Below are 14,464 nucleotides of genomic sequence, written 5' to 3' on the forward strand. Positions count from 1 at the left end.
CCGCAGGCTAAACCCCGCGTATGACAATCAGCGGCACCGTCATCTCCACCGCCGTGTACGAGCCGTGGTAGGCGACCAGCCTGGCCACCGTCTCCGGCTCGCGGGCGGTGGCGAGCACGGCGGTGAGCCCTTGGCAGGCCACGACAACGTCGCCGATCCGGCCGAGGTGCGCCGGTGGCACCGGACCGAACCAGCCGCCCTCCACCACCTCCTCGCGCGGCGCGACCCACGCGCCGTCGCCCAGCACCGCGCGCCAGGCGGCCACCACGTCGTCGCGGGCACCGGGCAGCGTGTGCAGGTACCGGACGCGCGGCTCGCCAGCGACCAGGCGAAGGCCGGCGCTGAGGCGGGGGTCGACGTCGATGTCGTACCGCCCCTCGCCGGGCACGTCGAGCTGCCCGTGGTCGGCCGTGACCAGCAGCGCGGCGTCGGCGGGCAGGCCCTCGACCAGACGCGCGAGCAGACCGTCGAACTCGGCGACCGCGGCCCGCCACTCGGACGAGTCGAGCCCCCACAGGTGCCCCGCCGTGTCGATCGTCGGGTGGTAGCCCACCACCAGCGCCGGTCCCTCGCCCGCCAGCGCGCCGAGCACGCCCGTGGCCAGCTCGTCGACTCCGGCGGCCGGGCGGTAGTCGGCACCGCGCCAGGCGGCCACGGTGAGACCGCTGCCCGCGTACTCGGGGCGGCTCACCACCGTCGTCGCCACGCCCGCCGCCCGCGCCGCCTCAAGCCGGGTCGGCACCGGCTGCCACTCCACCGGGTCGGGGTCGTCCCGCCACTGCGTGTGGTTGAGCACCCGGTCGGTGCCCGGCACATTGACCGTGAACGCGAGCAGCCCATGCGCCCCACTCGCGGCTCCCGCCCCCAGCATCGCCAGACCCGCCGGCGTCGTCGAGGGAAAACCACAGGTCAGCTCCGTGGCATCGCGCGCCACATCGCTCAGTGTCGGTGCGTGGGGGGCCGCCAGCGGGATCTGGTACGACCCGAGCCCGTCGACCAGCAGCACGGCCAGCCGCCGCACGCCGTCGAGACGGGCGGTGAGCGCCAACGGGTCGGGCGCGCCCGGCACCCCGAGGACGGAGAGCGCGCTCGGCAGCACCTCGGCGAGGCTGGCCTGGCCGTACGCCGGACGCACCAGGTCGAGCGCCCCGATCATGACAGCGGGCGGCGGGCGAAGAGGTGCAACTGGGCGGCGATGTCCCGGTAGGGCGGATGGGCGGCCGCGGCCAACTCCAGGTCGACCACCGCCTGCGGGTCGCCGTCGGCCACCGCCGCGGGGAGGATGTCGGCGAGTACCCGTACCCCGTGGATCTCGGAAACCTCGAGCCCGGCGGAGCGCAGCAGCGCGGCGGCGGTGTCAGCGTCGTAGCGCCGCCGCAGTGTGTCACGCGGACCGGCGCAGCCCACCGGGTCGGCGAGCAGCGCCGCCGCGTCGGCGAGGTGGCCGTTGATCGCGCGGGCGACCACGGCGGCCGCCTTGCCCGCCACGAGCACGCTGGCCGCCCCGCCCGGGCGCAGCGCCGCCGTCACGGCCGCCACCACCCCGGCCGGGTCGTCGACCACCTCCAGCACCGCATGGCACAGCACCAGGTCTGCGGCGCCTGGCTCGACCAGGCCGGCGAGCGCGTCACCATCGCCCTGCACCGCGCGTACCCGATCGGGGACCCCGGCCTCGGCGGCCCGGCGGGTCAGCGCGGCGAGCGCGTCGGGGCTGGCATCCACCACCGTGACGTGGTGGCCGTCTTCGGCGAGCGGTACGGCGAACCCGCCGGTGCCCCCGCCGACGTCGAGAACGGTGAGCGGACGACCGCCCTGCCGCTCGATCTCACGACGCAGCGCCGCCCAGACGACGGCGGTGCGCGGACCGCTGCGGTGCGCGCGAGTCAACTCCATGCCTACCTACCCCGCTCCGTCGCTCGGCGCTCGGCGAGATCAGGGTCCGTAGCCTCGCGACTGCCGTTCACAGCCGCAGCCTATGCCAGGTGCCTCGCACCACAGGTGGCGGAGCCCCACGGCCTCCGCCACCAGGCTGTCCACTGTAATCGAGGTTTATTGTTTTCCTGGCCGTCACGCGGTGGTCGCCAGCAGGCCGAAGACGGCGGGGAGCACCTGGGGCCGGGCGCCGGGGAGGTCAGCCGCGAGCGAGGATCTGGCCGACCGCGGTGGCCTTGTCGCCGAGCATCGCCCGCAGCCGCACCGCGATCTCCTCGGGCTCCGCGTCGGCGCCGAGCGCCTCGACGACCTCGCCCGGCACCTCGGCGATCCCGGCGTGCAGGCTGTCGAGATCCTGCTGGAGCTGCGCCTTGGTGGCCTCGTCGACATTGGCCACGGCGGTGGCGAGCGCCTTGACCGCACCTGTCATCCAACCTGCCCACACGTGCAGCGGCACCCGACCGTCACCGGTGGGGTTGGGGACGGCCTGCGCGATCACGTAGTACGCGTCACGGAGCTGCTGGGCCTGCTGGGGGGTCATCTCGTCGTACTCCGATCTCGCCCGCCAGGCCGCGAGGGACTCCCCACGCAGCACCGACAGGACACCGTCAAGGGCGGACCAGTCTTCGCAGAACTGCCTGATGATCGATAGGTGGATGTGCCACAGGTGGCTCGAGTCGCGGCCGGGGTCGGGCCCCGCGTCGGCGCCCACGCCGAGCGGCCGACCGCCGGTGAGCACGTAGCAGTAGACGCTGCGGTTGTCCTTCGTGCCGATGAACTCGCGCAGCACCGGTCCGCGCGGCGTGTAGAGCCGCGGGTCGCGGGACCGGGCGGCGCTGTCGAGCCGCCCCGTGTACGTCCGCATCGCCGCGCTGGAGAGCGTGAGGTCGAGCGCCGCCGCCATCGCGCCCGAGCCGCGCCGGTCGGCCGCGAGGTCGCGTACCGAGTAGTCGGTAGAGGGCAGGCGAGATCGCCACGAATGGTACCCAGGCTTCTCAGCGACGATGCCACCAAGCAGTGCCGACGGCTCGATTCGGTCAAACTCTGTCCACAGCCGCCAGATCGCGGCCGAGATGCGGGACGGGTTGGGATTTCTGGCCAGGACGGTGAACTCGTCGGTCTCCACGCCGTCCACATCGGCGCTCACCGCGGCGGCGCTGAACATAGCGCCCACCTCGTCGCCGCTGCCGGGGAGCGCGAGCACGTCGTACGCCTCGCCGAGGGCGGTCTCCAGCATCAGGCCGTCGGTCAGCGGCTGCGGCTCGGGATCGCGGACGTGGAACGCACCGTCGCGCCAGTCGTAGAACCACGCCCGCCCGGTGGGCTTGTCGCCCAGAAGGAAACCGTTGGGGTAGCGACTGATCCGCACCTGGCCGTCCAGCGGGCCGCCGTGGCAGCCTCCCTCGTGCACGGTGCTGCTCCCTTCCTAACGCGGGGGTCGTAGGGTCGGGCCATGACGACCGACGACCGGGATGACTGGCAGCGGCGTCGGCGCCACGCGGTCACCGTACACGCCGAGGCGGAAGAGCGCCGCAGGGCCGCCGAGGTGTCACGAGCACGGGCGATGGTGGCCGACTTCGTACGCCGGGCGCGGGAGCGCGGCCTGCCCACCGAGCCGCTGGTCGCCCGCGCGTACACGGGTCACGGGCGTTACCGGACCGGCCTGCGGGGCTGGTATCTGAAAGCCGACAAGTCGATAGCCGTCGCTGAAGATGGCTCGTTCTACCTGCTCGGCGTGCCGGCCAGCCTGCGGGCCCGCTTCGCCGGCGTCACCCTCCAGCCGGACGACCCGCCGCTCGTGGTCGGTCAGGGCGGGCGCGACGGCGAGTCGATCCCCCTCGCCACCCTCCTGGAACGGCGGCTCGCCAAGGATTGAGCCGCTTCGGGAAGCGGACATGTACGTCCGGCGTCCCCTACGGGAATCAGGCGTGGAAGCCGGTGCGTAACGACGATGCGCGGCCGGCGCAAGACGGCGGAGCATATATAGCCGAATTGCACGCGTGTGTCAACGGGGGGATTCATGAGCAGGTCTGTCGCCGGGCTCATCACCGGCCGCCGCACGAAGTATCTGATCATCGTGTTCTGGCTGGCCGTGGTCGCACTGGCCGCGCCACTCGCCGGCAAGCTGACCGAGGTCGAAGACAACGAGGCCCAGTCGTGGCTGCCGGGCAGCGCCGAGTCGACGCAGGTACTCGACAAGCAGGCCGCCTTCGCCTCGCCGGACACGATCCCGGCGGTGGTGGTCTACGCGCGCTCGTCCGGGCTGACCGGCGCCGACCGGGCGAAGGTGGCGGCCGACGCGCAGCACTTCGGGCAGCTCACCGAGCTTGACGGCCAGGTGCAGGGCCCGGCCGTCTCGGCGGACGGGCAGGCGGCCCAGATCTTCGTACCACTCAACCTCGGCCCCGAGGGCTGGGACCGGGCCGGCACGATCGTCGACTCGATGAGGGCGACCGCCGACGCCGGCGCCAACGGCATGGACGTACACATCACCGGTCCCGCGGGCAACGCCGCCGACTCGGCCGCCGCGTTCGAGGGCATCGACAGCACGCTGCTGTTCGCCACGATCGCCGTGGTCGTGGTGATCCTGCTGTTCACCTACCGCAGCCCGGTGCTGTGGCTGCTTCCGGTGATCTCCGCCGGCGTGGCGCTCACCTGCGCCCAGGCCGTGATCTACCTGCTCGCCAAGCACGCCGACCTCACCGTCAACGCGCAGAGCGCGGGCATCCTGACCGTACTCGTGTTCGGCGCCGGCACCGACTACGCGCTGCTGCTCGTCGCCAGATACCGGGAGGAGCTGCGCCGCCACCACGACCGGCACGAGGCGATGGCGTTCGCCCTGCACCGGGCCGGCCCGGCGATCGTGGCGAGCGCGGCGACCGTGGCGGTCGGCATGATCTGCCTGCTCTTCGCGGAGACCAACTCGACCCGCGGCCTCGGCCCGGTCGCCGCGATCGGGATCGTCGTCGGCCTCGCGGTCATGCTCACGCTGCTGCCGGCGCTGCTGGTCACGGTGGGCCGGTGGATCTTCTGGCCGGTACGCCCGAAGGAGGGCTCCCCGGAGCCGACCACTTACGGCCTGTGGGCCAAGGTCGGCGCCCGCATCGCCCGCCGCCCCCGCGCCACCTGGATCACCACGAGCATCGTGCTCGCGATCATGGCGATCGGCCTGGTCCAGCTCGACGCCACCGGGCTGAGCAACAAGGAGTCGTTCCGCGGCAACCCGGACTCGATCGTCGGCGAGGAGGTGCTGGCCCGCCACTTCCCGGCCGGCGTGGGCACGCCGGTCGTCGTGGTCAGCGACGCCGCCCAGGCGGCCGAGGTGCGCACCAGGTTCGCCGCCACCGAGGGGATCGAGCCCTCCTCCGTACGCGAGCCGGTCGTCCGCGGCGGCATCGCCTACATGGAGGGCACGCTCACCGCGCCGCCGGACAGCCCCGACGCCTACGACACCGTCGACCGGGTACGCGCCGGCGTGCACGCGGTGCCCGGCGCGAACGCCCAGGTCGGCGGCCAGACGGCGATCAACCTGGACCTCCAACGGGCGGCCCGCCACGACCGCAACCTGATCATCCCGATCGTGCTGCTCGTCGTACTGGTCATCCTCGGCGTGCTGCTGCGGGCGGTCGTCGCCCCGATCGTGCTGGTGGCGACCGTGGTGCTCTCCTTCGCCGCGGCGCTCGGCGTCAGCGCGCTGATCTTCCGGCACGTGTTCGGCTTCGGCGGCGCCGACAGCTCGCTGCCGCTGTTCGTGTTCGTCTTCCTGGTCGCGCTCGGCATCGACTACAACATCTTCCTGATGACCCGGGTACGCGAGGAGGTGACCCGGCACGGCACCAAGCGGGCGGCGCTCATCGGCCTGGCCGCGACCGGCGGTGTGATCACGTCGGCGGGCGTGGTGCTGGCCGGTACGTTCGCGGTGCTGGCCACACTGCCGCTGACCGCGTTCGCGGAGATCGGGTTCGCGGTCGCCTTCGGTGTCCTGCTCGACACGATCATCGTGCGCGCGGTGCTGGTGACCGCGCTCAACCTCGACATCGGTCGCCGCATGTGGCTCCCCAGCAGGCTGGCGAAGGTGCCCGACGAGCTGTCCACCAAGGCGCTCCCCGAGCCGGCGGAGGCGGCCCACTGATCATCGGAAGTCGCGGGAGGCCGGGCTCACCGGCGGCGTGATCGGATCGAGCCGGTCCGCGGTCAGATTGATCACGCCGTCGTGCTTCTCCAGCCGCCCCCGCACGATCAGCGCCGCGCTGGTGCGGGCCACCTTGCGGTACCGCTGCCACAGCCCCGGTGAGCAGGTCACGTTGAGCATGCCGGTCTCGTCCTCGAGGTTCATGAACGTGATCCCGCCCGCGGTCGCCGGCCGCTGCCGGTGGGTGACGAGGCCGCCGACGCGTACCCGCGTGCCGGCGTCGATCAGGCCCAGCCGCGCGATCGGCACCGCCCCCACCTCCTCCAACTGGGGGCGGATGAAGCGCGCCGGATGGCTCTCCGGCGACAGGCCGGTGGCCCACACGTCGGCGACGAGGCGGTCGGCCGCGTCCATGCCGGGCAGTGTGGGCGGCGGGTTGGCGCTGGCGCCCGTACCCGGGAGGCGGTCGGGCCGCTCCTGAGCCGCGGCGCCGGCAGCCCACAGCGCCTCCCGGCGGGAGAGCCCGAAGCCGGCGAAGGCGTCGGCGGTGGCCAGCGCCTCCATGTGCGCGGCGGTGAGACCGACCCGGCGGGCCAGGTCGGCCATGTCCCGGTACGGGCCGGCCCCCTCCCGCTCCTCCTCGATCCGCCCGGCCAGGTCGTCGCCGATCGTGCGCACGTAGGACAGTCCAAGCCGGACGGCCGGGCCGCCCAGCCCCCACTGGTGCGGCGGCTCGTGGGCCTCGCTCACCCAGCGCGTGTCCGATGTGTGCTCCAGCTTCGCCTTGGCGCCGCTGAGGTTGACGTCCGGCCGGCGCACCTCGACGCCGTGCCGCCGCGCGTCGTCGACCAGCGTCTGCGGCGAGTAGAAGCCCATCGGCTGCGCGTTGAGCAGCGCGGCGAGGAACGGCCCGGGGTGGTAACGCTTGAGCCACGAGCTGGCGTACACGAGGTAGGCGAAGCTGATCGCGTGGCTTTCTGGGAAGCCGAAGCTGGCGAACGAGGAGAGCTTGAGGTACACGTCGTCGGCGATCTCGCCGGTGATCCCCCGCTCCGCCATGCCGGCGTAGAGCCGCTGCTTGAGCGCGGCCATCCGCTCGTCCGACCGCTTCGAGCCCATCGCGCGGCGCAACTGGTCGGCCTCGGCGCCGTCGAAGCCGGCCACGTCGATGGCGAGCTGCATGAGCTGCTCCTGGAAGAGCGGGACGCCGAGGGTCTTGGCGAGCGCGTTCGCCATCGCGGGATGCGGCGGTCTCGCCTCTTCGAGGCCCTTCTTGCGCCGGATGTACGGGTGCACCGAGCCGCCCTGGATCGGGCCGGGACGGATGAGCGCCACCTCGACGACCAGGTCGTAGAAGCACTCCGGCTTCAGCCTCGGCAGCGTGGCCATCTGCGCGCGGGACTCGACCTGGAAGACGCCCACCGAGTCGGCCCTCTGCAACATCGCGTAGACCTCGGGGTCGGTGAGGGTCATCTCGCTCAGGTCGATGTCCTCGCCGATCATGTCGCAGGCGTACCGCAGTGCGGAGAGCATGCCCAGCCCCAGCAGGTCGAACTTGACCAGCGCGACCGCGGCGCAGTCGTCCTTGTCCCACTGCAGGACCGTGCGGTTCTCCATCCGCGCCCACTCGACCGGGCACACGTCGACCACCGGCCGGTCGCAGATCACCATGCCGCCGGAGTGGATGCCCAGGTGCCGCGGAAACGTCTGGAGCTCGTTGGCGAACTCGACCACCTGCTCCGGGATGCCCTCCACGTCGACGGTGGCTCGCGGCGATCGCGCCGAGTCGCTCGGGTCGAGGTGCGATCCAGCTTGCGGCCGAGCGGCGACGCCGGCATCGCGGGCCGGCACGATCGTCCCCCACCGGTCGATCTGCTTGCTCCACGCATCCTGCTGTCCGGGCGGGAAGCCGAACGCCTTGGCGATGTCGCGCACCGCCGACCTCGGCCGGTACGAGATGACGTTGGCGACCTGGGCGGTGTGCTCCCGGCCGTACTTGCGGTAGACGTACTGGATGACCTCCTCGCGCCGGTCGGACTCGATGTCGACGTCGATGTCGGGCGGCCCGTCCCGCTCGGGGGTGAGGAAGCGCTCGAAGAGCAGCTCGTGCTGCACCGCGTCGACGTTGGTGATGGCGAGCGCGTAGCAGACCGCCGAGTTGGCCGCCGAGCCACGCCCCTGGCAGAAGATCCGGTTGTCGTGGCAGAACTTCACGATGTCGTGGACGATCAGGAAGTAGCCCGGGAAACCCAGCTCCTCGATCATCTTCAGCTCGCGGTCAAGCTGCTCGTACTCCTTGCGCGCGGCCTCCCTCGGGCCGTACCTCCGCAGCGCCCCCCGCATGGTCAGCTCGCGCAGCCAGGACATCTCGGTGTGGCCGGGCGGCACCTCCCAGTCCGGCAGGTTGGGCGCCACGAGTTGCAGGTCGAAGGCGAGCTCGCGGCCCAGCTCGGCGGCCCGGGCCACCGCCCCCGGGTACGCCGCGAACCGCGCCGCCATCTCCTCGCCGCCGCGCAGGTGGGCGGTGGCCGCGGCGGGCAGCCAGCCGTCGATCTCGTCGAGGCTGCGCCGGGCCCGTACCGCCGCGAGCGCGGTGGCCAGCCGCCGCCGCCTGGGCGTGGCGTAGTGCACGTTGTTGGTGGCCACAGTGGAGAGTCCGGCCGCCGCGGCCAGCTCGGCGAGCGCGTCGTTGCGGTCGCCGTCGACCGGGTCACCGTGGTCGGTCAGCTCCACCAGTACCCGGTCGGGGGCGAACGCGGTGACGAGGCGGTCCAGCTCGGTCGCCGCCGCGGCCATCCCGCCGATCCGGAGCGCGGCCGGCACGGTGCCCTTGCGGCAGCCGGTCAGCACGACGGCGTCGGTGAGCCCTTCGCCCAGCTCCTCGATCGACGGGTAGACCGGCCGCCCCTTCTCCTTCCCCGCCAGTTGCGCCTTGCTCACGGTACGGGCGATCTGGGCGTACCCCTCCGGCCCGCGCGCCAGCACCACCAGGTGCCGCCCGACCGGGTCGGGCTCGCCGTTCTGCCGCCCGGGCAGCCCCAGCGAAAGCTCCGCGCCGAAGATGGTGGGCAGCTGGTGGGCGCGGGCCGCCTCGGCAAAGCGCACCACGCCGTAGAAGCCGTCGTGGTCGGTCACCGCGAGCGCGGTCAGCCCCAGCCGGGCCGCCTCCCGGGCCAGCTCCTCGGGATGGCTCGCCCCGTCCAGGAAGCTGAAGTTGGTGTGGCAGTGCAGCTCCGCGTACGGCACGGCGCCTTCGGCGCGGATGAGCGCGGGCCCCTCGTACGGCGGCCGCTTCCGGCTCCACGCCGGCGAGTCGCCCCCGTCTGCGTCCACCGCGAGCGGGTCCACCACCTGCTTTCCGGAGAGCGTCCGCTCCATCTCCGCCCACGGTCGGGGCGGGTTATGAAAGCCCATGAGCACCTCCTACGGCCGCTGATCCGGTCGCTGCCGGCCCGCGCTTGGCGCTGCCTGGTCCTGCGGGCGCGGGGTCTTGCGGGCGGCTTGCGCCCTGCGGCGGCCGATCCCGTCGCTGGCGGCCGGCGCTCCGCACCGCCTGCTCCCGCGGGCGGCTTGCGCTCTGGGGGTGCGGGCGGCGGCCCGGTCGGTCAGTCATAGATGGCCTCCACCGACCAGATGCCGCCGGCGAGGGAGAGCAGCAGCCCCCAGCCGCCGGGCAGGGCGACCTGAAAGCGGGCCCGCCGGCGCGACTCCTCCGGCGCCCACCAGCGCTCGTCCACCGGCCACGGGCCGACCCAGCCGACCACCTCGACCGTCTGCTCCCGCCGCGCCGAGCCGATCACGATCCGGGCCGGCGGCGCGCTCACCTCCAGCCGGCCGCTCACCTCGACCGGCGCGCCCTCGGCGTCGTACACCATCACGCGCGCCGGCGCCGGCAGCACCTTCGCCGGCGCCGGCGCGGGGAGGCGGCCGGGCCAGGGCGGCTGGTCGGGCCGCGCCGGCGTACGCTCGTCGCCCCACGGGATCATCCGCACCTGGTCGTCCGGCGAACGACCGCCGCCGAGCACCGCCGTGAGCACCGCCTCCGGCCCGAGGATGCCCTGCACCCGGTGCAGCGCCCGGTGCGCCCGCTCGCGCTCCTCGCCGGTCTCGCCCCACAGCCCCGGCTGGAGCCCGACGTGGGTGAGCACGCCTTCGGGGACCAGCCGCAGCCGTACGATCCCGGAGACCGGCCGCTCCCGCCGCCCGGAGATCCACCCGTCGAGCTGCCACCGCACCCGGTCGGCGATGGCCGCCGCGGTGAGCAGCCCGTCGTGCCGCCACACCCGGTGCAGCTCCTGCCCGTCCGCGGTCACCGCCTCGATCGCCACGCGGGTGCAGGCCAGCCCGTGGCCGGCGAGCGTCTCGTGCAGCCGCTCGGCCAGCGAACGCGCCGCGAACGCCGCCACGTCCACCCGGTCGAGCGGCTCGTCGTACGTCTCGGCGACGTCCAGGTCCGGCGGCACGCGGCGGACCGCGAGCGGCCGGTGGTCCCGCCCCGCCGCCAGCCGGTGCGCCAGCGCCGCGTCAAACCCGAAGCGGGACAGGACGTCCGCGGCGGGCAGGGCCGCGAAATCCCCGAGGGTACGCACACCGAGCCGCCGCAGCAGGTCTGTCAACTGTGGACGGTCAAGCGCCTCGACGGGCAGCCCGGCCAGGAACTCCGGGCTCTCCCCCGGCGGCACGATCCGCCCGCCCCGCGCCGCCAGTCCCGCGGCGAACAGCCCGTCCGCGATCCCCACCTGGCTCTCCACCCCGCACATCTCGGCGATGCGCTCGACGATCCGCTCCGCCGTAGGCTCCTCGCCCCCGAAGTAGCGCACCGGCCCCTTGGCCGCCAGGGCACACGACCCCGGCCGGATCACCTCGACCCCGACCACCAGCTCCTCGACGGCCGCCACCACCGGCTCGAACGCCCGCGCGTCCCGATCCGCGTCGTGCTCGACCACGGTCAGTCGCGGGCAGCGCCCCTGCGCCTCCCGCTTGCGCAGCCCACGCTTGACGCCCTCCGCCCGCGCCGCCTCTGAGCAGGCGATCACCCGGTTGGCCCGCATCACCGCCACCGGTCCGGTCGCCGGGATGCCCTCCACCATCTCCAGAGCCATCACCGGCCAGTCGGGACACCAGACCAGCAACGTGCGCATGCTTGATCATAGAACAAATGTTCGAATCAAACCCCGTGCCCCGATCCACGGTCGGGCGTGGGTCAGCGGATCAGCGTCAGCGTGGCGCGGCGGGCCGGGGCGCGGCCGGTGGTCTCGACGTCGACCACCGCCACCACCGGTTGGCCCGCGGCGCCGGGCATCCAGACGGTGATCTCCTTGGGGCGGGCGGCCGCGCCGCGGCCGCGGGCGACTATGGTCACGCGGCGCTGGCGGAGCCGGCCTCGGCCGGGGCCCAGGCCCTCCCAGGCGCTGCGGATCACCTGCAGCGTCACGTCGGCGCCGTCCCACCGGCCGCACGGCACCAGGACGCAGCCGCGCTGGCGGGCGCGGGCGGCAAGGCGGCTGGCGATGGCCGCGGGGACGGTGCCGGGGACGGCGGTGACCACCACGTCGATGCCGTCGATCAGCGTGGCGACCACGGTGGCCCACTCCGGGCCGGGGTTGGGCACCAGGGCCAGGCGGTCGAGTGCGATGCCGGCGTCGGCGGCGGCGACCGCGCCGAAGGTGGGGATGCCGACCATCGCGCACCACGAGCCGGCGCGGGACGCCTCGGCGATCAGCGCGAGCACCAGCGCGGAGCCGCCGCCCAGGGCACCGGTGGGGAGGTCGCCATGTGGGGCGCCGCCGGCCACGACCGTGGTGCCGCGGCGGAGGCCGCCGCCGGGCAGGAGCACGCCCAGCGGGGAGGCCACCGGCAGGACGCGGTGCCGGCCCGTGACGTCGGGGTCGCTGGCCGGCCGGACCAGCCCGGCCACCGTGGCAGACCGGAGAGTCGCCTGGCCCGCCATGGCCTGACTCACTTTCTCAGGGCCGGTCCGGCGGATCCTCGTGGGCCACGGGCCTCGGCGAGGACACGCCGGACGGACCCCGTACGCATACGAACGACGTGCGGGGTGCGGACGGATCAGGCGGCGGCCAGCCCGTCGAGGGTGGGCTGGTGTGCCAGGCCGAGCGCGACCTCGACCACCGCCACGAACTGCTCGGCGGCGCGCAACAGGTCGTCGGCCTCGCGGGCGGTGACCACGCGCGGGATGCCGGCCTGGGCGGCGGCGCGCTTGCTCGCCCCGGCCGCGAAGAAGGTGGCCCACTCGCGCAGATCGGGCGCCACCATCAGCAGCAGTGTCCAGACGTTGGTGACCCGGTTGCGCCGGGTGGGCGCCGGCTGCGCGCGGGCGGCGAGCATGGCGGCCGCGGCGCGCAGGGCGGACAGGTGGGCCGCGGCGTACCGCAGGCCGTCGGGGCGGGTCTGCGCCGCCTCCTCCAACCCGCGCCGGGCAAGGACGAGCAGCTCGGCGGGAGTGCGGTGCGGCAGCACGTGGGCGGGCACGGTAGGTGCGTGAGCCGTACTGGTCGGCATGGAACTCTCTCCTCGGCGAATGTCCAGTGCGACGGCGCCGGCCGGGCGTGAACGCTTCCCCTCCTCACACCCGGCCGGCTCGGCCGGCGAGGCCGTTGCTCGCCGCCCGGGGGTCGGGGGTGGCGAGCAACGGTCCTGCCTGAGGGCCCAGACCCGCGAATGTCAGGACCCGCACGCGGTCTCCGCGAACCGCCCTCGGATGGCGCGTCGCGAACCGCTCCACCCGAGCCATTCGAACAGTCGTTCGAACTACCAAGACAGTACACCTCCCCTACGACAAAAACGCAACGCCCGGCGGGTGAGGCGCCGGGCGTTCCGGGGAGGTAACGACCACAATGCAATTCCACTCCTGACAGTCGGCCGGTAGCCTCACGGGCGTGACGAGGAAGCCCGCCCTGGGAGTGGCCATGGTGCTCGCTTCCGGCACGCTGTTCGCGGTCAACGGCACCGTCTCCAAGCTGGTGCTCCGCGCCGGCATCGAGCCGCCCCAGCTGGCCTTCCTGCGGGCCGCCGGCGCCGTCCTGGGCCTGCTGGCGATCATGTTGGTGCTGGGCCGCGGCCGCCGCCTGGCGGTCACCCGCCGCGAGCTGCCGCTCCTGATCGTGTACGGGCTGGCCGGCTTCTTCCTCGTCCCGATGCTCTACTTCGCGGCGATCTCCCGGCTGCCGGTGGGCATCGCGCTGCTGTTCGAGTACACCGCGCCGATCTTCGTGGCCCTCTGGGTCCGCTTCGGCCAGCGCCAGCCCGTGCGCCCCCGGCTCTGGGGCGGGCTCGCGCTCAGCCTCGCCGGGCTCGCCTGCGTCGCACAGGTGTGGGGTGACCTGAGCCTCGACGGGCTCGGCGTGCTCGCCGCCCTCGGCGCGGCCGTGCTCCTGGCGCTCTACTACCTGCTCGGCGCGCACGGCGTGGCGCGCCGTGACACGCTGTCGCTCACCACGTGGGCGTTCGGCGCCGCCGCCGTGGCCGGCCTGCTCACGCAGGCCGTCGCACCGGCGCGGGGCGGCTGGGCGCCACTGGGCGAGGCCACCTCTGGCGGAGTGCCGATCGCGCTGCTCTGCGGGTACGTGGTGGTGCTCGGCTCGATCGCGCCGTACCTGCTGATCGCCGCCGCGCTCCGTCACCTGCCGGCCACCAGCGTCGGCATCATCGGCATGATCGAGCCGGTGCTCGCCTCGGCTGTGGCATGGATCACGCTGGGCGGGAGCGAGGCGCTGAACACGGCCCAGCTCGCCGGCGGCGCGCTCGTACTCGCCGGCGTGGCGCTCGCCGAAACCGCCCGGGTCGGGGCACAGCGGCCGGCCAGAGCCGAGGCGCAGGAGAGCGCGGTCGCCGTACCGACCGGGTAAAGGAGGAGGCGTTCCGGCGGTGTAACCAGCAAGATGGTCGGCATGTCCACCACGCACCCCAACGTGCAAGCCGTCCAGGACGCCCTGCTCGGCGCCGACGCCCGCGACGGCTCCGGCCAGCCCAGCGAGGTCCGGCTGCTGCCCGAGGCCGTACATACCGCGGCGGCGGCCGCCGCCGCGCTCGGCATCGAGGTGGGCCAGATCGCCAACTCGCTGATCTTCGACGCCGACGGCGAGCCGCTGCTGGTGCTGACCTCCGGCGCGCACCGCGTCGACACCGCGCGGGTCGCCGCCGACCTGGGCGTGGGCAAGCTCAAGCGGGCCACGCCCGACTTCGTCCGCACGCACACCGGCCAGGTCATCGGCGGTGTCGCGCCGCTGGGCCACCCCAAGCCGCTGCGCACGCTCGTCGACAGCGCGCTGGCCGGATACGGCGAGATCTGGGCCGCCGGTGGCGTACCCCAGGCGGTCTTCCCCACCACGTACGCCGAACTGGTCCGGATCACGGCGGGGAGCCCGGCCGAGGTCGCGTAGC

General features: G+C 73.7%; 11 protein-coding genes. 4 read left to right on the forward strand and 7 right to left on the reverse strand.

Annotated elements, in window-relative coordinates:
* Window positions 1–7 precede the first annotated feature (7 nt).
* The 3 genes from ACFFIA_RS18195 to ACFFIA_RS18205 form a co-directional block, all read right to left on the reverse strand.
* Complete coding sequence (locus tag ACFFIA_RS18195; protein WP_377252501.1) at window positions 8–1,156, reverse strand: alkaline phosphatase family protein; 1,149 nt, start codon at window positions 1,154–1,156, stop codon at window positions 8–10.
* Complete coding sequence (locus tag ACFFIA_RS18200) at window positions 1,153–1,893, reverse strand: methyltransferase domain-containing protein (protein ID WP_377252503.1); 741 nt, start codon at window positions 1,891–1,893, stop codon at window positions 1,153–1,155. Before ACFFIA_RS18200 ends, ACFFIA_RS18195 begins: the two co-directional genes overlap by 4 nt.
* 238 nt (window positions 1,894–2,131) lie before the next feature.
* Entirely contained in the window at window positions 2,132–3,343 is a 1,212-nt protein-coding gene (locus ACFFIA_RS18205; protein WP_377252505.1) for a hypothetical protein, read from the reverse strand.
* Between the two features lie 42 nt (window positions 3,344–3,385).
* Here ACFFIA_RS18205 and ACFFIA_RS18210 point away from each other — a divergent pair, with 42 nt between their 5' ends.
* Both ACFFIA_RS18210 and ACFFIA_RS18215 read left to right on the forward strand, forming a co-directional pair.
* Entirely contained in the window at window positions 3,386–3,808 is a 423-nt protein-coding gene (locus ACFFIA_RS18210) for a hypothetical protein (RefSeq protein ID WP_377252507.1), read from the forward strand.
* Window positions 3,809–3,952: 144 nt separating this feature from the next.
* A complete protein-coding gene (locus ACFFIA_RS18215) occupies window positions 3,953–6,064 on the forward strand; it encodes an MMPL family transporter (protein ID WP_377252509.1) in 2,112 nt (703 codons plus the stop codon).
* On the opposite strand, the gene ACFFIA_RS18220 is transcribed toward ACFFIA_RS18215, so the two are convergent.
* The 4 genes from ACFFIA_RS18220 to ACFFIA_RS18235 form a co-directional block, all read right to left on the reverse strand.
* Window positions 6,065–9,478 carry an error-prone DNA polymerase gene (locus ACFFIA_RS18220; protein ID WP_377252511.1) on the reverse strand — a complete coding sequence of 1,138 codons (3,414 nt, stop codon included), beginning with the start codon at window positions 9,476–9,478 and terminating at the stop codon, window positions 6,065–6,067. It abuts the gene before it with no gap.
* Window positions 9,479–9,669: 191 nt separating this feature from the next.
* On the reverse strand, window positions 9,670–11,205 hold the full coding sequence (locus ACFFIA_RS18225) for a DNA polymerase Y family protein (RefSeq protein ID WP_377252513.1): 1,536 nt from the start codon (window positions 11,203–11,205) through the stop codon (window positions 9,670–9,672).
* A gap of 62 nt (window positions 11,206–11,267) precedes the next feature.
* Window positions 11,268–12,014, reverse strand: a complete 747-nt coding sequence (gene imuA', locus ACFFIA_RS18230) for a DnaE2-dependent mutagenesis accessory factor ImuA' (RefSeq protein WP_377252515.1) — start codon at window positions 12,012–12,014, stop codon at window positions 11,268–11,270.
* 116 nt (window positions 12,015–12,130) lie between these two features.
* Window positions 12,131–12,583 (reverse strand): SAV_6107 family HEPN domain-containing protein, encoded by a 453-nt coding sequence (locus ACFFIA_RS18235; protein WP_377252517.1) that lies wholly within the window; start codon window positions 12,581–12,583, stop codon window positions 12,131–12,133.
* Window positions 12,584–12,960: 377 nt separating this feature from the next.
* Here ACFFIA_RS18235 and ACFFIA_RS18240 point away from each other — a divergent pair, with 377 nt between their 5' ends.
* On the forward strand, window positions 12,961–13,929 hold the full coding sequence (locus ACFFIA_RS18240; protein ID WP_377252519.1) for an EamA family transporter: 969 nt from the start codon (window positions 12,961–12,963) through the stop codon (window positions 13,927–13,929).
* Between the two features lie 42 nt (window positions 13,930–13,971).
* Window positions 13,972–14,463, forward strand: a complete 492-nt coding sequence (locus tag ACFFIA_RS18245) for a YbaK/EbsC family protein (protein WP_377252521.1) — start codon at window positions 13,972–13,974, stop codon at window positions 14,461–14,463.
* Window position 14,464 lies beyond the last annotated feature (1 nt).

The sequence above is a fragment of the Phytohabitans kaempferiae genome (assembly GCF_042433955.1).
Taxonomy (GTDB): domain Bacteria; phylum Actinomycetota; class Actinomycetes; order Mycobacteriales; family Micromonosporaceae; genus Phytohabitans; species Phytohabitans kaempferiae.

Bases quoted from the DNA above. Each gene is read 5' to 3' on its own strand.
- ACFFIA_RS18195 (WP_377252501.1), bottom strand. From the start codon at position 1,156: ATGATCGGGGCGCTCGACCTGGTGCGTCCGGCGTACGGCCAGGCCAGC.
- ACFFIA_RS18200 (WP_377252503.1), bottom strand. From the start codon at position 1,893: ATGGAGTTGACTCGCGCGCACCGCAGCGGTCCGCGCACCGCCGTCGTC.
- ACFFIA_RS18210 (WP_377252507.1), top strand. From the start codon at position 3,386: ATGACGACCGACGACCGGGATGACTGGCAGCGGCGTCGGCGCCACGCG.
- ACFFIA_RS18215 (WP_377252509.1), top strand. From the start codon at position 3,953: ATGAGCAGGTCTGTCGCCGGGCTCATCACCGGCCGCCGCACGAAGTAT.
- ACFFIA_RS18220 (WP_377252511.1), bottom strand. From the start codon at position 9,478: ATGGGCTTTCATAACCCGCCCCGACCGTGGGCGGAGATGGAGCGGACG.
- ACFFIA_RS18225 (WP_377252513.1), bottom strand. From the start codon at position 11,205: ATGCGCACGTTGCTGGTCTGGTGTCCCGACTGGCCGGTGATGGCTCTG.
- imuA' (WP_377252515.1), bottom strand. From the start codon at position 12,014: ATGGCGGGCCAGGCGACTCTCCGGTCTGCCACGGTGGCCGGGCTGGTC.
- ACFFIA_RS18235 (WP_377252517.1), bottom strand. From the start codon at position 12,583: ATGCCGACCAGTACGGCTCACGCACCTACCGTGCCCGCCCACGTGCTG.
- ACFFIA_RS18245 (WP_377252521.1), top strand. From the start codon at position 13,972: ATGTCCACCACGCACCCCAACGTGCAAGCCGTCCAGGACGCCCTGCTC.